The organism is Streptomyces sp. CA-250714 (assembly GCF_050936705.1).
GTDB lineage: Bacteria > Actinomycetota > Actinomycetes > Streptomycetales > Streptomycetaceae > Streptomyces.
The window spans coordinates 2,368,018-2,385,399 of sequence record NZ_JBNJMI010000002.1 but is presented as its reverse complement, the minus strand read 5'-3'; the positions used below and the strand labels follow the sequence as shown (position 1 = coordinate 2,385,399).

At 70.6% G+C, this 17,382-nt stretch carries 19 protein-coding genes; 6 read left to right on the top strand and 13 right to left on the bottom strand.

Features of this window, described 5'->3' with window-relative positions:
* Positions 1 to 14: 14 nt before the first annotated feature.
* Positions 15 to 353, bottom strand: coding sequence for an ArsR/SmtB family transcription factor (locus ACQEU8_RS29590; protein ID WP_433106452.1), 339 nt, complete (start codon positions 351 to 353; stop codon positions 15 to 17).
* A 97-nt stretch (positions 354 to 450) separates the two neighbouring features.
* On the opposite strand from ACQEU8_RS29590, the gene ACQEU8_RS29585 reads away from it, so the two are divergent.
* Entirely contained in the window at positions 451 to 1,551 is a 1,101-nt protein-coding gene (locus tag ACQEU8_RS29585; RefSeq protein WP_433106450.1) for an NADH:flavin oxidoreductase/NADH oxidase, read from the top strand.
* Positions 1,552 to 1,745: 194 nt separating this feature from the next.
* Here ACQEU8_RS29585 and ACQEU8_RS29580 read toward each other — a convergent pair whose 3' ends face one another.
* The 3 genes from ACQEU8_RS29580 to ACQEU8_RS29570 all read right to left on the bottom strand — a co-directional run bounded on the left by ACQEU8_RS29580 (position 1,746) and on the right by ACQEU8_RS29570 (position 4,733).
* Positions 1,746 to 2,639, bottom strand: coding sequence for a LysR family transcriptional regulator (locus tag ACQEU8_RS29580; RefSeq protein ID WP_433106448.1), 894 nt, complete (start codon positions 2,637 to 2,639; stop codon positions 1,746 to 1,748).
* 58 nt (positions 2,640 to 2,697) lie between these two features.
* Positions 2,698 to 3,927, bottom strand: coding sequence for an MFS transporter (locus ACQEU8_RS29575; protein WP_433106446.1), 1,230 nt, complete (start codon positions 3,925 to 3,927; stop codon positions 2,698 to 2,700).
* Between the two features lie 167 nt (positions 3,928 to 4,094).
* Positions 4,095 to 4,733 carry a LysE family translocator gene (locus ACQEU8_RS29570; protein ID WP_433106444.1) on the bottom strand — a complete coding sequence of 213 codons (639 nt, stop codon included), beginning with the start codon at positions 4,731 to 4,733 and terminating at the stop codon, positions 4,095 to 4,097.
* A 131-nt stretch (positions 4,734 to 4,864) separates the two neighbouring features.
* Between ACQEU8_RS29570 and ACQEU8_RS29565 the strand changes: the two genes are divergently transcribed.
* Positions 4,865 to 5,218, top strand: coding sequence for a hypothetical protein (locus ACQEU8_RS29565; protein ID WP_433106442.1), 354 nt, complete (start codon positions 4,865 to 4,867; stop codon positions 5,216 to 5,218).
* A 22-nt stretch (positions 5,219 to 5,240) separates the two neighbouring features.
* Here ACQEU8_RS29565 and ACQEU8_RS29560 read toward each other — a convergent pair whose 3' ends face one another.
* The 4 genes from ACQEU8_RS29560 to ACQEU8_RS29545 all read right to left on the bottom strand — a co-directional run bounded on the left by ACQEU8_RS29560 (position 5,241) and on the right by ACQEU8_RS29545 (position 7,122).
* Positions 5,241 to 5,777, bottom strand: a complete 537-nt coding sequence (locus ACQEU8_RS29560; protein ID WP_433106440.1) for a hypothetical protein — start codon at positions 5,775 to 5,777, stop codon at positions 5,241 to 5,243.
* A gap of 63 nt (positions 5,778 to 5,840) precedes the next feature.
* A complete protein-coding gene (locus tag ACQEU8_RS29555) occupies positions 5,841 to 6,047 on the bottom strand; it encodes a DUF397 domain-containing protein (RefSeq protein WP_433106438.1) in 207 nt (68 codons plus the stop codon).
* A complete protein-coding gene (locus ACQEU8_RS29550; RefSeq protein WP_433106436.1) occupies positions 6,044 to 6,250 on the bottom strand; it encodes a DUF397 domain-containing protein in 207 nt (68 codons plus the stop codon). The genes ACQEU8_RS29555 and ACQEU8_RS29550 overlap by 4 nt, the downstream gene beginning before the upstream one ends.
* Positions 6,247 to 7,122, bottom strand: a complete 876-nt coding sequence (locus ACQEU8_RS29545) for a helix-turn-helix domain-containing protein (RefSeq protein ID WP_433106434.1) — start codon at positions 7,120 to 7,122, stop codon at positions 6,247 to 6,249. Before ACQEU8_RS29545 ends, ACQEU8_RS29550 begins: the two co-directional genes overlap by 4 nt.
* 210 nt (positions 7,123 to 7,332) lie before the next feature.
* Between ACQEU8_RS29545 and ACQEU8_RS29540 the strand changes: the two genes are divergently transcribed.
* A complete protein-coding gene (locus ACQEU8_RS29540) occupies positions 7,333 to 7,743 on the top strand; it encodes an ATP-binding protein (RefSeq protein ID WP_433106432.1) in 411 nt (136 codons plus the stop codon).
* Here the strand turns inward: ACQEU8_RS29540 and ACQEU8_RS29535 are convergent.
* Together ACQEU8_RS29535 and ACQEU8_RS29530 are read right to left on the bottom strand one after the other, a co-directional pair.
* Complete coding sequence (locus ACQEU8_RS29535; protein ID WP_433106430.1) at positions 7,740 to 8,540, bottom strand: HEAT repeat domain-containing protein; 801 nt, start codon at positions 8,538 to 8,540, stop codon at positions 7,740 to 7,742. The genes ACQEU8_RS29540 and ACQEU8_RS29535 overlap by 4 nt on opposite strands.
* A gap of 262 nt (positions 8,541 to 8,802) precedes the next feature.
* Positions 8,803 to 10,281: an MFS transporter gene (locus ACQEU8_RS29530; protein ID WP_433106428.1), complete on the bottom strand. Its 1,479-nt coding sequence runs from the start codon at positions 10,279 to 10,281 to the stop codon at positions 8,803 to 8,805.
* Between the two features lie 101 nt (positions 10,282 to 10,382).
* Here ACQEU8_RS29530 and ACQEU8_RS29525 point away from each other — a divergent pair, with 101 nt between their 5' ends.
* On the top strand, positions 10,383 to 11,273 hold the full coding sequence (locus ACQEU8_RS29525) for a helix-turn-helix transcriptional regulator (RefSeq protein WP_433106426.1): 891 nt from the start codon (positions 10,383 to 10,385) through the stop codon (positions 11,271 to 11,273).
* Between the two features lie 129 nt (positions 11,274 to 11,402).
* The gene (gene dusB / locus ACQEU8_RS29520) at positions 11,403 to 12,551 is read left to right on the top strand and encodes a tRNA dihydrouridine synthase DusB (protein ID WP_433106424.1); all 1,149 of its coding nucleotides are present in this window, start codon (positions 11,403 to 11,405) and stop codon (positions 12,549 to 12,551) included.
* An 87-nt stretch (positions 12,552 to 12,638) separates the two neighbouring features.
* Here the strand turns inward: dusB and ACQEU8_RS29515 are convergent, their stop codons facing one another.
* Positions 12,639 to 13,142 (bottom strand): gamma-glutamylcyclotransferase family protein, encoded by a 504-nt coding sequence (locus ACQEU8_RS29515; protein WP_433106422.1) that lies wholly within the window; start codon positions 13,140 to 13,142, stop codon positions 12,639 to 12,641.
* 401 nt (positions 13,143 to 13,543) lie between these two features.
* On the opposite strand from ACQEU8_RS29515, the gene ppdK reads away from it, so the two are divergent.
* Complete coding sequence (ppdK, locus tag ACQEU8_RS29510) at positions 13,544 to 16,315, top strand: pyruvate, phosphate dikinase (protein ID WP_433106420.1); 2,772 nt, start codon at positions 13,544 to 13,546, stop codon at positions 16,313 to 16,315.
* A 143-nt stretch (positions 16,316 to 16,458) separates the two neighbouring features.
* Here the strand turns inward: ppdK and trxA are convergent, their stop codons facing one another.
* Together trxA and ACQEU8_RS29500 are read right to left on the bottom strand one after the other, a co-directional pair.
* Complete coding sequence (gene trxA, locus ACQEU8_RS29505; RefSeq protein ID WP_433106418.1) at positions 16,459 to 16,800, bottom strand: thioredoxin; 342 nt, start codon at positions 16,798 to 16,800, stop codon at positions 16,459 to 16,461.
* The gene (locus tag ACQEU8_RS29500; RefSeq protein ID WP_433106416.1) at positions 16,797 to 17,252 is read right to left on the bottom strand and encodes a MerR family transcriptional regulator; all 456 of its coding nucleotides are present in this window, start codon (positions 17,250 to 17,252) and stop codon (positions 16,797 to 16,799) included. The genes trxA and ACQEU8_RS29500 overlap by 4 nt, the downstream gene beginning before the upstream one ends.
* Positions 17,253 to 17,382 lie beyond the last annotated feature (130 nt).

Here is a 17,382-nt window from a genome sequence, read left to right as displayed (position 1 = left end):
CGAAAGGGTGGGTTTCAGCTGGCTGCTGCCCTCAATACCGCATCCAGCAGCCCCGGGAAGCGGGTGTCGAGGTCGGCCCGGCGCAGGCAGTTGATCTTGGCGGTGCCGCGGTAGCACTGGTTGATGACGCCCGCCTCGCGCAGCACGCGGAAGTGGTGGGTGGCGGTCGAGGCGGAGACGGGCAGCTCGATCTGGGAGCAGGTGGCCCCGTTGCCCTCGCCCTCGCCGTAGGCGTTCAGGCAGGTGACGATCCGCAGCCGCACCGGGTCGGCCAGTGCGTGCAGCACTGCCTCCAGGTGGATCTCTTCCCGTGCGGGGTGCGGGAGTTCGCGTACGGCGGTTGTCGTCGGCACGCTTTCATAGTACGGCAGTCATCAAAGTTTGACAGGTGCCGTAGTACGATGGTTACCGTAATAGCGCTGTTCGGCCCTCAATGGAATGGAGAGCGCTGTGAGCGCACTGTTCGAGCCCCTCGCCCTGCGGTCGGTGACCGTGCCCAACCGCGTCTGGATGGCGCCGATGTGCCAGTACTCGGCCGCCCCCGACGGTCCGGAGCAGGGCGTCCCCACCGACTGGCACCTCGCACATCTGGGCGCGCGGGCCTCGGGCGGGCTCGGGCTGGCGCTGGTCGAGGCGACGGCGGTCACCCCGGAGGGCAGGATCAGCCCCTACGACCTCGGGCTGTGGAACGACCGCCAGCAGGAGGCGTTCACCCGTATCACCCGCTTCCTGTCCGAGCAGGGCACCGTCCCCGGTATCCAGCTGGCGCACGCGGGACGCAAGGCGTCCACCGAGCGCACCTGGGTCGAGCGCGGTGCGCCCCTGGCGCCCGGCCGCGATCACGGCTGGCAGCCGGTCGCCCCGAGCCCGCTGCCCTTCTCCGGTGCGCACGCGACTCCGGGTGAGCTGACGCGGGACCAGATAGCCGGAGTTGTGCGGCAGTTCGCGGACAGCGCCCGCCGTGCGCACGAGGCCGGGTTCAAAGTGGTCGAGATCCACGGCGCGCACGGCTACCTGATCAACGAGTTCCTCTCGCCGTTCACCAACCGCCGCACCGACGAGTACGGCGGCTCCTTCGAGGGCCGTACGCGGTTCGCGCTGGAGGTCGTCGAGGCAGTGCGAGCGGTGTGGCCGGACGAACTGCCGCTGTTCTTCCGTATCTCCGCCACCGACTGGCTGACCGAGAACCCCGAGGACGGCCGCGAGGGCTGGACCGGCGATGACACCGTCCGCCTCGCCAAGGAACTGCTCGCCCGCGGAGTCGACCTGCTCGACACCTCCACCGGCGGCAACGCGCCCGACGCCCGTATCGAGGCGGCGCCCGGCTTCCAGGTGCCGTTCGCGGAACGGGTCAAGAAGGAGACGGACCTGCCGGTCGGCGCCGTCGGCCTGATCACCGAGCCCCGGCAGGCCGAGCAGATCGTCGCCTCCGGCCAGGCCGACGCGGTGCTGCTCGGCCGCGAACTGCTGCGCCGGCCGTGCTGGGCGAACGAGGCCGCGGCCGAACTCGGCGCCGAGCCGCGCCGCCCGATCCAGTACCACCGGGCGTGACGCCGAGACGGTGACCGCCCGCGCGACCGGTGCCGGGGGCACGCCTGCCTTCCGGATGTTGCCGGTTGGTCGCGGGTGCGGGGCGTCGGCTGTTGATCGTCGTGTGCGGGGCGCCGGTTGTGGGTCGTTGACTGCGGGACGTTGCCGGTTGGTCGCGGCTGCGGGGTGCCCGGGGGGACAGGGGACGCCCGCCGTCAGGCGGCTGCCGCGGGGCCGTCGCCCAGTCGTTGCCGGTGTTCGGCCAGCACCCGCTCGGCGATCCGCGTGAACCGCTCCGCGTGCGGGTGCGAGCCCTGCGCCGGGTGCACCAGGCGCAGGGGCACCGGTTCGACGCCGGTCAGCGGGACGAAGGTGACCGCCGGGTGCGGTCGGCGGCGGCTCAGCAGTGCGGGGCCCACGCCGATGCCCCGGCCCGCCGCGATCAGCTCCAGCCACTCGTCGAAGTTGGCGCACTCCACGATCGTCTCGGGGCGGTGCTCGGCCGGCCAGCACTCACCGCGCACCGTTCCGCTCACCGTGTTGGCGACGATCGGATGCCGGGCCAGCTCCGTCCACGCCAGCGAGGACAGCGCGGCAAGCGGCGAGTTGCGGGCCACCGCCGCGACCTGCCGCTCCCGGCCCAGTTCGCGGGCGCGCAACCCGCGTGGGACCTCCTTGATCCGCAACAGGGCGACATCGACGGCGCGGCGGGTGATGCCCGCCAGCAGCTCGTCCTTGCGGGAGAGGACGACGCGCGTCCCGGTTTCGTCCTCGAACCGTTCGATCGCCTCGTGCAGCCAGGCGCCGGGCAGCAGCCAGGTGAAGCCCAGCCGCAGCGTGCCCGGCTCGTCCGGCGACAGCGCGGCTTCCAGGCGCGGCAGCAGATCGGCCAGCTCGTCGCGCAGGCGTGCGCCCTGAGGTGTGAGGGCGCAGGTGCGAGTGTTCCGTTCCAGCAGCCTGACCCCCATCTGCTCCTCCAGGCGGCGAACCGTGCGGGACAGCGTCGGCTGCCGCACGCCCAGCTCTGCTGCGGCCTGGGTGAAATTGAGGGTCTCGGCCAGCGTCGCGAACGCCTGCAGGTGGCGAAGGCTTATGTCCTTGTCGAGCACTGCCTGGCCGCTCCCTGTCCGACGTGTCCATCCCAGAGTAGGCGTGAACACAGCAGGCTCAGACCTCGGCCCGGCACGGCTCCCCGGTGCGCTCCGCGTGCCGCGCGGTGGTGGCCCGTACCCAGGTCAGATGGACGAGCAGCGCGAGTGCCGCGAAGGCCGCCGCGAACCAGGGGAGCACCGAGGCGTCCCAGCCCAGCCCGAAGGCCAGCCCGCCCAGCCCCGAGCCCACCGCGCTGCCCAGATACAGCGCGGACTCGTTCAGCGCCACGGCCACCGGGCCGCCGCCCGCACCCTGTGCCGCGATCAGATCGTGCTGCTGCGGCACCTGGAGCGCCCACCCCACGGCACCCCACAGCGCGATCGGCACCAGTGCGAGCAGCGGCGAGAGCGAGGCCGCCGGACGCAGCGCGGCCAGCGCCAGGACGAGCAGCAGCCCGATACCGGTGACGACGGCGTACGGCCTGCGCAGCCGGTCCACGAGCGGCCCGACCAGCACGCTGCCGGCCACGCCGCCGATGCCCCACGCCCACAGATACGGCGTGATCCCGTCGACCTCGCCCATGGGGCGGGCGGCCATGACGGGGGCGAGGTACGTGTAGAGGCCGAGGCTGGCGACGGCAGCCAGGAACGAGACGGTCACGATCGAGGTCACCCGGCGGTCGGCCAGCACGGCCATCCGCTGCCGCAGCCCGACGGCGGAACCCTCGCCGCCGGAGCCGCCGTCGCCCTTGCCCTCTCCCTCGCCGAAGCGCGGCAGCCGCGCTACAAGCCCGCCGAAGGCCGCCGCCCCCAACGCGGTGACCAGCCACAGCGTCGAGCGCCATCCGGCGTGCTCGGCGACCAGCACGCCGACCGGTACCCCGACCACGGTTCCCCCGCTCATTCCGCCCATCAGCATCGCCAGCGCCCGCCCACGGTGCTCGGGACCGGTCACGGAAGCGGCCGAGGCAGCGGCCAGCGCGAGGTACACCCCGGCGCCCACCCCGGCCACCGCGCGGCTCAGCAGCAGAACACCCAGCGTGGGCGCCAGAGCGCTGCCCGCGTTGGCGAGGGTGAACAGTCCCAGTGCCCCCAGCAATCCCGCGCGCTGCCGCTGCGCCGGCAGGAGTGCGGCGAGCAGCGGCGAAGCGAGGGCATACGCGAGCGTGAACGCGGTGACCATCTGTCCGGCGGCGGCGATCGACGAGCCGAGATCACCGGCGACGTCGGGCAAGAGCCCCGCGGTCACATAGGCATCGAGCCCGAGCGCGAACGCGCCCACAGCCAGGAGAGAGATGAGACGCATGAGGGAGTTCCTTCAGGGGTTCGCAGGGGGGAGCAGCGGCTGCTGCCACGCCCCGGAACGTAGGAACTCCCTCGGCGCCCACGGAAATACGCCGCCGCCCGCACCTATGCGTGATCCGTATAACCGCTTGTCGCGGCGGGGGCGGGCGGGGCCGATCAGGACACGGCCTATTCCTTGCGCCCAGTCGCGGCGACGGTGACACCGAGCCCGATCATGGCGAGCCCGCCCGCGCCGCCGACCATGGACAGTCGCCGCGGAGACCGGGCGAACCAGCCGCGCGCGGTGGCCGCGGCCAGCCCCCAGGTGCCGTCGCACACGACGGCGATGGCGTTGAAGACGAGGCCGAGCAGCAGCATCTGCAAGGCCACGTGCCCCTGCTCACGGTCCACGAACTGCGGTAGTACGGCGGCGAAGAACACGATCGTCTTCGGGTTGGCGACCCCGACCGCGAAGCCCTCCCACAGCGTGCGCAGCCCGCCGTGCGCGGCTGCCGTGCTCTCGAACGCGTCCTGCAACGAACGGCGTTGCCGCCACGCCTTGATGCCCAGATGGACGAGGTAGGCGGCGCCGGCGAGCTTCAGTACCGTGAAGACGAGTACCGACCGCTCCACCAGCGTGCCGACCCCCAGCGCCACCGCGATCACCAGCACATACGCGCCCAGGGTGTTGCCCACCACCGTGGTGAGCGCCGCCCGCCGCCCGTGCGCCAGCGCCCGCCCGACGACGAACAGCACGCTGGGCCCCGGAACGACGATGAGCACGAACGACATGGCCGCGAAGGCGAGTATGCGGTCGGCGGAGAGCATGCGCTCATCAAACCGAAGGCCGACCGGCCGCGCACCCCGTTTTGCGTTTGCGCCGGTCGGGGGCTTCACGTATGCCTACAGCTGCCACTGTCGCCGACGGGCCCGCACAGCGCCCGGTCAGGAGTGAACCGATGCCGCTCGTTGAAGTCACCTATGCACCGGACGTTTCCGAAGAGCTGCTTCTCGAACTCGGCTCGGTACTGCCGCACCTGGTGTCCGTAGCCGTGGAGTGCCCCGAGGAGCCCTATGACGGCGACCTGCAGCCAGGCGATGTGGAGCTCAGATTCCGGAAGCTCGGCCCCTTCGACCGCTGCGGCCTGGACGTTGTGATCGAAGTGCGCTCCAAGTGGTTCGAGAGCAGGGCCGCCAACCGTCAGGAGCGCGTGGATCTGCTCCACGAGAGCATCGAGGAGGCCACCGGACTCGACGACTTCGGCGTCTACCTCTCCCTCCCGGTCGCCGCCTGGTCCCAGGGGGAGGAGTAGAACCCTCCGTGAGGGCCGTCGCTCAGTTCAGCTGCCGTATGAACGCGAACAGGAACAGCGCGGTGGCCAAGCAGCTCAGCAGCACCGTCGGCAGCACCCATGCGGGCCTGCGCTCGCCGCGCAGCGGGGCCGTCAGCCGCCGGTGCAGGGCGGCGAGACCGTACAGCAGCCCGATCGCCGCCGCGCTTATCGGCAGGCTCACCCCGAAATGCGCGAGCCAGGCACCGGCCTTGCTGGGCCCGCCCCAGGAGTCGTCGTACGGACCGCTGTCCACGAAGCCGTAGAACAGCCCGCGGGCGGTGCCGAGGGCGAGCACCCCCGCCAGTATCAGCGCCAGTACGCCCAGCAGCACGGTGAGCGCGGCATGCGCGATGACCCGCACCGCGCTCGCCCCCGGCTGCGCCCGCAGCACCCGCCGGGCGGGCCCGCCCTGCCCTCCGAGTGCCATGACGAGGGCGAACAGCCCAAGGGGGAAGAGGATGACCGCCTCTCCCAACTGCCGTGCGAACCCTCTTTTGAGGGCCGGTGTGGGCGCCGCGACATTCCGGGAAACGTTCATGACCGCGAAGCTAGGGCGCCGACTGTGCGGTGCCCTAGCTACCACGGAGCCAATGCCGGCCCCCTACTGCGGTACGGGGCGGCCCCGCAGCCCGCTGATGAACTCCCCCCACGCCTCCGCCCCGAAGTACGCGGTCCCCCGCGCGGGATCCTTGCTGTCGCGGACCGCGCGCCCGCCGGTGGTGGTGTGGGCGACCTCAACGCATTCGCTGTGGTCGCCGTGGGAGTAAGACGACTTGCGGAACGGCGTGGTGATGATTGCTTTCTTCATGACGCCCTATTCCTGTTCAGATCGGTGATGAACGTCTGCCAAGCCGTAGGTGAGAAGTACGCGGTCCCCCGCGCGGGATCCTTGCTGTCGCGGACCGCGCGTCCGCCGTCGGCCGTGCGGGCAACTTCCACGCACTCGCTGGCCTGACCGGCGCCTGAGTAGGACGATTTGCGGAAGCGGCCGACGACGGTCCTGCTGCTCACGTTGGTTCCTCTTCCTCGGGGATGCTGCTGACGAGCCTCTGGATGAAGTCCTGCGTCTGTTCGTTGGTCAGGGCGGCAGAGCGCAGAGCGTCAAAGGCGTGGGCGTAGGGGGTCGTCAGGTTTTCATCCTCCAGTACGACGCTCTCCTGATGGGTGTCCTGGACGACTGCAGAGGGTGCCCACTCCCCGTCGAAGGACAGCATGGCGAACGGTGGTGAGCTGGCCGCCGCCGACCATTCGCCGAGCGGGAGTACCTGGAGGCTGACCAGCGGCTGCTGTTGAAGCCACAGCAAGTCGAGTAGTTGGGCTCGGTGCGTCTTCGCACTCGGCATGGAGGACGTCAGCGCTGGTTCCCAAATCACAGCGGCGAGCCGGGCTCCGGAGGCCAGGAACTGCTTCCGCCGTTCCTGGCGGATCGCGACGGAGCGCTCGATATCTGTTTCATCCCCGTACGTAGGATTCGTCGCGAGCAGAACCCTCGTGTACTCCTCCGTCTGCAACAGCCCCGGCACCAGGGTTGTCTGCCACGTGCGGATGAATGTGGCGTCCGACTCCAGCGCGAGGTAGTCGCCCAGCTTGTCCGGCACTGGCACCGGTTGGTTGACCCACCAGCCGCGCTTGGTGGCGCTGCGGGCCAGCCGCTCAAGCTGCGAGCGCGTCGTCTCGTCGTGCACCTCGTAGAGATCCAGCAGGTAGCGGACTTCCGCGACGCGGGCGCAGTTCGCCCCCGATTCGATGCGGCTTATCTTCGCCGTCGAGCAGCCCAGTTCTTGTGCCGCGTGTTCCTGATCGAGCTTTGCGGCCAGCCTGTATCGGCGCAGCGCGGAGCCGAGCCGCCTGCCGCGCATCGTGGGCTTCCGGTCCGAGGGCATGTGTCCTTCCCTTCTTGCTTCCCCAAGTCTGCACACCAACTGGCTGAGTGGGACAGGAGTTTGAGACTGAGCGTCATTGGCAAACTTGCCATACTGAAGACTTGCCAAGCGTTCTGGTTGGCCTTAGCGTGAGTTACCTCACTCAACGCGTCCGTTCGGGCACCAAGGGTGAGCGAATCCAACCTGCTCAGCCGCCCCCGGGGAGGCCCCATGTCCGGGCGTACGAACATCGCAAGGTTCCGCATCAGCAAGGTGTCCGTGCCGAAGGCGCGGGAGCACGTGCGGCTGGTGCTCAGAGAGTGGAAGCTCGGACACCTCGGCGAGGACGCGGCGCTGATCACAAGTGAGTTGGCGACCAATGTGGTCACCCACGCCGCACGGGGAATCGGCGACTACTTCGAACTCGTACTCCGCCGCCGCGACGGCGTCCTCGTGCTGGAGGTCTCCGACTCGTTCCAGTGGGAGATGCCGGAACTTCGCAAGCCGGACCCGGATGAGGCATCGGGCCGCGGATTACTGCTGGTCGACGCCCTCTCGCAAGCGTGGGGCGTACGACCTCGCACGGGGGCGGGCAAAACGGTGTGGGTCCACCTCGCCGTGCGCCGCGAGGGAGGGGGCTAGCTGTCCGATTCCGGCGTACGGACCGTCTCGACCGCCTCTCGGACATCCGCGTGCGGGTCGTCGGCGAGACCGTCCAGCAGCTCGGCCACTCCCGGGGTGGACCAGCGGGAGATGGCCCATACGAGGTCCTCCCGTACCGCGGGGTCGGGATGGGCTGCGAGGTGGGTCAGCTGGGCGAGGGGGCCACGGCGGCGCATGCCGAACCAGTGCAGGGTCTCCCGTAGTTGGGCCGAGTCTCCCGGGGTGCCCGCTGCGGCGACCCTGGCGAGCAGCACCCTGGCCGGTGGCGGCGGACCGTCCAGCGGATGCGGCAACCGCTCGCGCAGGCGCCGCGACCCGTACTCGCCGCGTACCCGGCAACCGTCGCAGGTGCAGGGGCGGACGCCGTGCGCCTCGGGCCAGTACCGCCACCCGACCGTCTGTGGTGCGGTACGGATCCGGTGCACCTCGCGCGGCCGGATCGCCCGGGGGACGAACACCTCCCACCCGCGCGGGTCGTCCAGCGCCGCGATCCGCCGTACTGCCTCGGCGGCGGGAACGGTGTCCTGCTCTCTCGCATAGCGCCCCACCAGTACCTGCTGGGCGTCGTCCAGCCGCACATGGACGGCGACCAACCCTCCCCGGTTGCTGAACCGGGCCAGCTCGCGCAGCCATTGGTGGGTGAGGGTGTACGACGGCAGCACCGGAAAGCAGTACACGCCGCGTGCATCGCCTTGTCCGCGGCTCGCCGCGCGGATTCCGGACCGCCGGATGCGGGGGGCGTTCGCCGCCGACGTCAGATGCACGAACATGGCCATGACCGGCATGTTAGGGCGGCGCCATCCGTTGCTCCGGCAAGGGGGTGCCCTGCCCGACGCGTGCGGGCTGCGGGTGAGCGGTGGCTGGTCGCGCAGTTCCCCGCGCCCCTTACGGGGCACGTCCCCTGCGGCGCTTGGGAAGTCTGCGCCAGAGGCGCAGGGCTGGCAAGCGCAGCCCCCCGACGCGGGGTACGCGGGATCGTCGGGCAAGCCCTGGGCGGACCGGTGCCCCACCCGCCCCTTCGGGGCGCGTCCGCATCGCTCAGGCGATCCTGCGGGGCATCCGCAGTCCCATGACGAGCAGTGCCAGCAACCCGCAGCCCTGCACGGCCAGCGCAGCGCCCAGCGCTTCGCGTATGCCGTAGTGCGGTATCAGGGCGAGGAAGAGGGAGCCCAGTGTGGCGACGCCCAGGGCGAGGCCGGACTGCTGGGCCGTGGCGGCGAGGCCGCTGCCGGCGCCGGCGCGGGCGGCGGGGATGCCGGACAGCAGGACGCGGTAGTAGGTGGGCAGTTGCAGCCCCTGACCCAGCCCGCACAGCAGCAGTGCCGGTGCCAGCGCGAGGGGCGGCAGGCCGGGCCACTCGGTGAAAACGGCCAGCAGCAGCGCACCCAGTCCCGCGCCCTGCGCGACCGCGCTGAGCGCCAGCACACGTCCCGCGCCGAGTCGTTCGGTCAGTCGGGGCGCCAGCACGGAGGCGGTGAACTGTGCCAGGCCCATCGGCACCAGGGTGAGCCCCGCCTTCAACGCACCGAAACGCAGCCCCTGTTGCAACAGCAGTGCACTCTCGAACATGAAGCTGCTGAAGCCCAGAAAGATGGGTGCTCCGGCCAGCAGCCCGCGCCGCACTCCCGGTTCGCGCAGCAGTGAGGGCGGCAGCAGCGGGCTGCGGCCCTCCCGCTCCTCCCGTCGTTCGACGGCGACGAACGCGCAGGCCAGCACCACCGCCGCCACCAGCAGCGTCACCGACCACCAGGGCCACCCGGCGGCACGCCCTTCCGTCAGTGGCAGCAGCAGTGCGACAAGTCCGCACGCCAGCAGTACGGTTCCGGCGATGTCGCCCCGCGCGGGCGATTCCGAGCGGCTGTCCGGCACCGTACGGGCGCCCATCGCCAGTGCGATCAGCACCACGGGGACGTTGATCAGGAAGATCGCCCGCCAGCCGGTGCCCGCCAGATCGGCGGCGACCAGTACGCCGCCCAGCACCTGCCCGGTGACGATGGAGATCCCGCCGACCGAGCCGAACAGACCGATGGCACGCGCCCGTACCTGCCCCTCGCTGGTGGCGTGGATGGTGGCGAGCACCTGCGGGAACATCATCGCGGAGGCCGCGCCCTGCGCCAGCCGCGCGGCGATCAGCCACCACACGCCGGGGGCGAATCCGCAGGCGAGCGAGGTGATGCCGAAGGCGAGCACACCCCACAGGAACAGCCTGCGCCGTCCGAAGGTGTCGCCCAGCCGTCCGCCCAGTACGAGCAGCGAGGCGTAGGCGACGGCGTAACTGGCGACGACCATCTCCAGCGCGGCCGGGGAGGCGTCGAGGTCGGCCTCGATGCTGGGAAACGCGACGTTGACGACAAAGAAATCGATCATGGGCAGTGCCGCACCCAGCAGCAGGGTGAACAGGCCGAGGGGGCGTAGCGCGGCAACCCGGGGCGCCGGCGCGCGGCCGGTGCCCGTGCCGGTGCCGCCCGTCGGTGCGGTCCCGCCGGTGCGGGGTGAAGTGAGGGCGTCGTGACTCATGGCCACGAGCCTCGGCCAAGCGTCAGCCTGGTACCAGACGGTCCTCATCCTGGTACAGCGACTACCTGGCAACAGGATGCGGCGTGCCTCATCCTGGTGCCATGAGCGTCAGCACCCCCGGCACCGCCCACGCGACCCCGGAAACGCGCGCACCTGCCGACAGCGTGCGCCGCGAGGAGCTCGCGGCCTTTCTGCGCAGCAGGCGGGAGCGGATCGCCCCGGAGCAGGTGGGGCTGCCCCGCGGGCCGCGCCGCCGTACGCCGGGGCTGCGCCGCGAGGAGGTGGCGCAGCTGTCGGCAGTCGGTGTGACCTGGTACACGTGGCTGGAGCAGGCCCGTGACATCCAGGTCTCGGCGCAGGTGCTGGACTCCCTCTCCCGGGCCCTGATGCTGGACTCCAGCGAGCGCGCCCATCTGTTCGCGCTGGCGGGGACGGCCGACCCGACGCCCGCGAACGAGACGACAGTGCTGCCGTCCGGCATCCGGAAGCTGCTCACCCAGCTCGAACCTTTTCCGGCCTGTGTGCAGAACGCGCGCTACGACATCCTCGCCTACAACCGCACCTATGGCCGCCTGCTCGGCGACCTGGACGCGCATCCGCCCGAGGACCGCAACTGCATGTGGCTGGCCTTCACCGACCCCGACTGGGCGGCCGCCATGCCGGACCGGGAGGAGACGATCCGGCTGATGGCGGCCAGGTTCCGCTCCCGGATGGCCGAGCACTTGGCGGAGCCCGCGTGGAAAGCGCTGCTGAAGCGGATGGAGCGCTCCTCGCCGGAGTTCCGCGAGCTGTGGGAACGGCATGAGGTGGCCCGCGCGGTCGACCAGACCAAGCGCTTCCGCAATCCGCACGTGGGAATGCTGTCCTTCACCTACCACGGCCTGTGGCTCGGCCCGGCCGAGGGCGCCCGCCTGGGCACGTACGTACCGCGGGACGAGGAGACCCAGGCACGGGTGGAGCGGCTGCATGAACTGGTGATCGCGGAGCAGTAGTCGGTCAGCTCCGCTTCCTTACCCGGATGGGGGACAATGGGGAGTCGCCCCGGGGAGCCCGCCCCCCGTGGATGTCCGCACCCGGAGCGCCGAACCTGTCCGCCAGTGACCGTCGAGGACCGCCGCCGCATGACCGAGCCGACCCAGCCGCTGCACATCGGAGAGCACGCCGTCCAGCCGCCCGTGGTGCTGGCGCCGATGGCTGGGATCACCAACGCGCCGTTCCGGACGCTGTGCCGGGAGTTCTCCGGCGGCCGTGGGCTGTTCGTCAGCGAGATGATCACCACCCGGGCGCTGGTGGAGCGCAACGAGAAGACGATGCAGCTCGTCCACTTCGACGCGAGCGAGACACCGCGCTCCATCCAGCTGTACGGCGTCGACCCGGTGACGGTCGGCAAGGCGGTGCGGATGATCGCCGACGAGGATCTGGCCGACCACATCGACCTCAACTTCGGCTGCCCCGTTCCCAAGGTCACCCGCAAGGGCGGCGGCTCCGCACTGCCGTACAAGCGGCCGCTGCTGCGGGCCATCCTGCACGAGGCCGTGGGCAACGCCGGCGGGCGGCCGGTGACGATGAAGATGCGCAAGGGCATCGACGACGACCATCTGACCTACCTGGACGCCGGGCGCATCGCCGTTCAGGAGGGAGTCACCGCCATCGCCCTGCACGGCCGCACGGCAGCGCAGCACTACGGCGGGACCGCCGACTGGGACGCCATCGCGCGCCTCAAGGAAGCCGTCCCCGAGATCCCCGTACTGGGCAACGGCGACATCTGGTCGGCCGACGACGCGGTCCGCATGATGCGGCGGACCGGCTGCGACGGAGTCGTGGTGGGCCGTGGCTGCCTGGGCCGGCCCTGGCTGTTCGCGGATCTGGTGGCCGCGCTGGCCGGAGACGGTACGCACGCCTACGCCCGGCCCACGCTGGCCGAGGTCGCCGACGTCATGGTGCGGCACGCGCGGCTGCTGGGGGAGTGGCTGGGGGACGAGGCACGCGGTGTCATCGACTTCCGCAAGCACGTCGCCTGGTACACCAAGGGCTTCTCGGTCGGCTCCGAGATGCGCAAGCGTCTCGCTGTCGCGGCCTCGCTGGAGGAGCTGCGTTCACTCCTCGACGAGCTGGACCTGACCCAGGAGTGGCCGGAAAGCGCCGACGGCCCGCGCGGCCGGACCCATTCGCGCAACAAGGTCGTCCTGCCCGAGGGCTGGCTGGACGACCCGTACGAGTGCGGCACGGGCATCGGCGCGGACGCCGAACTCGACACCTCCGGCGGTTAGGCCGAGCCCTCCGGAGGGGTTGCCCCTTTTCTGTCCGTAGCGGTCCGCGGGTCCTCCCCCAGCCTCCGGCCGGGAGGTGCCCCCAGGTTACGCGCGCAGTTCCCCGCGCCCCTGACGGGGCGCTGCTGCCTCCTCCAGCCGTGCGGCGTACTGGTCCAACTGCCGCTCCGCGAAGGTGTCCGCATCCCAGTTCTCCGGGCGGACGTCGCCCGGGGCCGCCCAGATGTACGCCCAGGCCGTGCCCGGAGGTTTCCTGGTCCCGCTGTCCACCGGCAGCGGGACAAGCTCGTACTCGTCGTCCTCGAAGTCGTCGAGCACTCGCCACTCCTGGGGGCTCAGCCCACTCAACAACAGTCCGGAAGCCGTCTGTCCGGGTGCCGGGACCAGCCCGGGGTAGGGCCGCCGGGCGAGGGCCGCGGTGCGCCAGCCGGGGGCGGTGGCCGGGGTGCCGGCCGGTACGCGGCCGAGGAGGGCGGTCAGGATGCGGCGGAAGCGCAAGGTGCCGTACACGAACAGGGCGTCCGCCGCGCTGTCGACGGGGGAGAGGCGTGCGGTCGGGCCGGTGGCCGCAGCGGTGGTCTGGTCGGTCACCCAGGCAATGTACTGCGGTCGGAACGCCCGTCCGCATAGTGAGACGTTCACCCGTTCAGTCGCGTGATTCGCGCCACCTTGATAAGGGGTACGCTCAGATGAGCGCTCAAATGTGAGCTGTAGATCTCCAAGGAGCAGGCCAGGGTTTTACCGACCCTTGGTTCCCGGCTTGTAGAGACCGCTACTCTCCGTGAGTGAAGCCGCTGATCCGGCCAGCGGAACGTCATCATCCGTTCGAGTTCTGAATGGCATACCCAATCAGCCGAGAGGGCCGTGCACTTTCGATCTCTCGGCACATGGGTGGTTACAGCCGTGTGACGTGCTGCTGGACGTACTCGTAAGCCTTGGATCTGGGTACGCTCCCCGCCGTCAGGGCAGCCGACCACGAGGAGCCGAGTCCGGTGCCGGTTCACGCGAAGAACACAGAGTCCGCGAACGCAGAGTCCGCAGTAGGCGCGTCGCAGCAGCAGTCGCAGCAGCGGAAGTTCGTCTATGACTTCAGTGAGGGCAACAAGGACCTCAAGGACCTCCTCGGCGGGAAGGGAGCCAACCTCGCCGAGATGACCAATCTCGGTCTGCCCGTCCCTCCGGGCTTCACCATCACCACCGAGGCCTGCAAGGCCTACCTGGAGTCCGGCGAGGCCCCCGCGGCGCTCCAGGACGAGGTGAGCGCGCATCTGGCCGCGCTCGAGGAGCGGATGGGCAAAAAGCTCGGCCAGGCCGACGACCCGCTGCTGGTCTCCGTGCGCTCCGGCGCCAAGTTCTCCATGCCCGGGATGATGGACACCGTCCTCAATATCGGGCTCTCCGACGAGTCCGTGCACGGACTCGCGGCCCAGTCCGGCGACGAGCGCTTCGCCTGGGACTCCTACCGCCGCCTCATCCAGATGTTCGGTGACACCGTGCTCGGCATTCACGGCGAGCGGTTCTCCGAGACGCTGGACGAGGTCAAGAGCGCGCGCGGCGCCAAGACCGACGTGGATCTGACGGCGGACGACCTCAAGGAACTCGTCAGCAAGTTCAAGTCCATCGTCTCAGAGGAGACCGGCCGCGACTTCCCGCAGGACCCGCGCGAGCAGATGGATCTGGCGGTACGCGCGGTCTTCGACTCGTGGAACGGCAGCCGCGCCCGCCTCTACCGCCGCCAGGAGCGCATCCCGCACGACCTGGGCACCGCCGTCAACATCTGCTCGATGGTCTTCGGCAACCTCGGCCCCGACTCCGGCACCGGCGTCGCCTTCACCCGCGACCCGGCCAGCGGCCAGCAGGGCGTCTACGGCGACTACTTGCAGAACGCCCAGGGCGAGGACGTCGTCGCAGGCATCCGCAACACCGTGCCGCTCGCCGACCTCGAGCAGCTCGACAAGGCGTCGTACGACCAGCTGATGCAGATCATGGAGACCCTGGAGAACCACTACCGGGATCTGTGCGACATTGAGTTCACCATCGAGCGCGGCAAGCTGTGGATGCTCCAGACCCGGGTCGGCAAGCGCACCGCGGCCGCCGCCTTCCGGATCGCCACCCAGCTCGTCGACCAGGGCCTGATCGACGAGGCCGAGGCGTTGCAGCGGGTCAACGGGACCCAGCTCGCCCAGCTGATGTTCCCCCGCTTCGACAGCAACGGCGGCGTCAAGGACGCCGACCAGATCGGCTGGGGCATCGCCGCCTCGCCGGGCGCCGCCGTCGGCAAGGCCGTCTTCGACTCCTACACCGCCATCAAATGGTCCCGCTCCGGCGAGAAGGTCATCCTCATCCGCCGCGAGACCAACCCGGACGATCTGGACGGCATGCTCGCGGCCGAGGGCATCCTCACCTCGCGCGGCGGCAAGACCTCGCACGCGGCCGTCGTCGCCCGCGGCATGGGCAAGACCTGTGTGTGCGGCGCCGAGGAGCTGGAGGTCGACACCAAGCGGCGCTGCCTGAAGACCCAGGACGGGCGGGTCATCGAGGAGGGCGACGTCGTCTCCATCGACGGCTCCACCGGCAAGGTCTACGCCGGCGAGGTGCCGGTCGTGCCGTCCCCGGTCGTGGAGTACTTCGAAGGCCGGATGCACGCGGGCGCCGACGACGCCGACGAACTGGTCAAGGCCGTCCACCGGATCATGGCGTACGCGGACCGGGTACGCCGGCTGCGGGTGCGGGCCAACGCCGACAACGCCGAGGACGCCGCGCGCGCCCGCCGGTTCGGCGCCCAGGGCATCGGCCTGTGCCGCACCGAGCACATGTTCCTCGGCGAGCGGCGCGAACTGGTCGAGCGGCTCATCCTCGCCGACACAGAGAAGGAGCGCGAGGAGGCGCTGAGCGCGCTGCTGCCGCTCCAGGAGGGCGACTTCATCGAGCTGTTCGAGTCGATGGACGGCCTGCCGGTGACGGTACGGCTGCTGGACCCGCCGCTGCACGAGTTCCTGCCGGACATCACCGAACTGTCCGTACGGGTCGCGCTCGCCGAGTCCCGCAAGGACGCCAACGAGAACGACCTGCGGCTGCTCCAGGCCGTGCACCGGCTGCACGAGCAGAACCCCATGCTGGGCCTGCGCGGTGTCCGCCTCGGCCTGGTCATCCCCGGCCTGTTCACCATGCAGATCCGCGCCATCGCCGAGGCGGCGGCCGAGCGCAAGGCCGCCGGTGGCGACCCGCGCGCCGAGATCATGATTCCGCTGGTGGGCACCGTGCAGGAGCTGGAGCTCGTCCGCGAGGAGGCCGAGCAGGTCATCGCGGAGATCGAGCGCGAGCACAACGTGGAGCTGGGGCTCACCCTCGGCACGATGATCGAGCTGCCCCGCGCGGCGCTCACCGCCGGGCAGATCGCCGAGTGCGCCGACTTCTTCTCCTTCGGCACCAACGACCTCACCCAGACCGTGTGGGCGTTCAGCCGCGACGACGTGGAGGCCAGCTTCTTCACGGCCTACCTGGAGAAGGGCATCTTCGGCGTCTCGCCGTTCGAGACCATCGACAAGGACGGCGTCGGCGCGCTGGTCCGCAGCGCCGCCGAGGCGGGCCGGGCCACCCGGCCCGACCTCAAGCTCGGTGTCTGCGGCGAGCACGGCGGTGACCCGGAGTCGGTGCACTTCTTCCACGAGGTGGGCCTCGACTACGTCTCCTGCTCCCCCTTCCGCATCCCGGTGGCCCGCCTGGAGGCAGGCCGCGCGGCGGCCCAGCAGGCCGCCGAGTAAGGAGCAATCAGAGCCATTCCACTCCCGGGCTGCCGTCCGCACTCTTCACCCTCACCTGCGGACGAGGCCCGGCCAGGAGGCGGCACCCGTGCGGGGGTGCCGCCTCCTCTTCTGTGCGCCGTTGCTTGGTTGGCGGCGTGGCTTCAGTGCGCCTCGTCCAGGCCCAGCTGTTCCACCAGGCGGCGCTTGGGCTGGGCGCCCACTACGGAGCGGGCGGGCTCGCCGGCGCGGAACAGGATGAGGGTGGGCATCGACAGGACGCCGTATGCGGCCTGGGTCTCGGGGTTGCGGTCCACGTCGAGGGAGACGATCTTCAGGGTGCCCGCGCGCTCCTCGGCGAGCTGGGCGAGCACGGGGGCGACCATGCGGCACGGCGGGCACCACTCGGCGGTGAAGTCGACCAGTACCGGGATGTCGGAGCGCAGCACCTCCTCGGCGAACGTCGCGTCCGTGACTTCCCGCAGATGGGCGGCTGTTGTGCTCATGGTCTTCGGTCTCCCTCGCGTCCCTCGCGTGTGTGCGGCAACAGGCCCGGCGGGGTCAGCTCGCACCGCGGTTCGGGGCCGTGCGGCGTACCCGCAGCGGCCTCGACCTCGGCGCGGGCCAGCCGCGCCGCGACCTCGTCCCGTACGGAGCGCAGTTCGGCCATGCACGCGTCCAGTTCGGCGAGCTTGCGGCGGTAGACCTCCAGCGAGTCCGGGCAGGAGTCGCCCTCCGGATGGCCCGCGCGCAGGCACTCCACGAAGGGCCGGGTCTCCTCCAGCTCGAAGCCGTTCTCCCGCAGCGTCCTGATCTGCCGCAGCACCCGCAGATCGTCCTCGCCGAAGGTGCGGTACCCGTGCGCGTCCCGCGCCACGGTCAGCAGGCCCCGCGACTCGTAGTAGCGCAGGGTCCGCGTGGTCGTACCGGCGCGCTTGGCCAGCTCTCCGATGCGCATGCGGCCCTCCTTTCCGCGTGCTGTTCCGCGGCGCTCTTCCGTGATGTCCGCGGTGCCTTCCGTGCTCTCGTACGGTGCTCGGCACGCTATGGGTTGACGCTGACGTCAACGCAACGGCGGACGAAAGCAT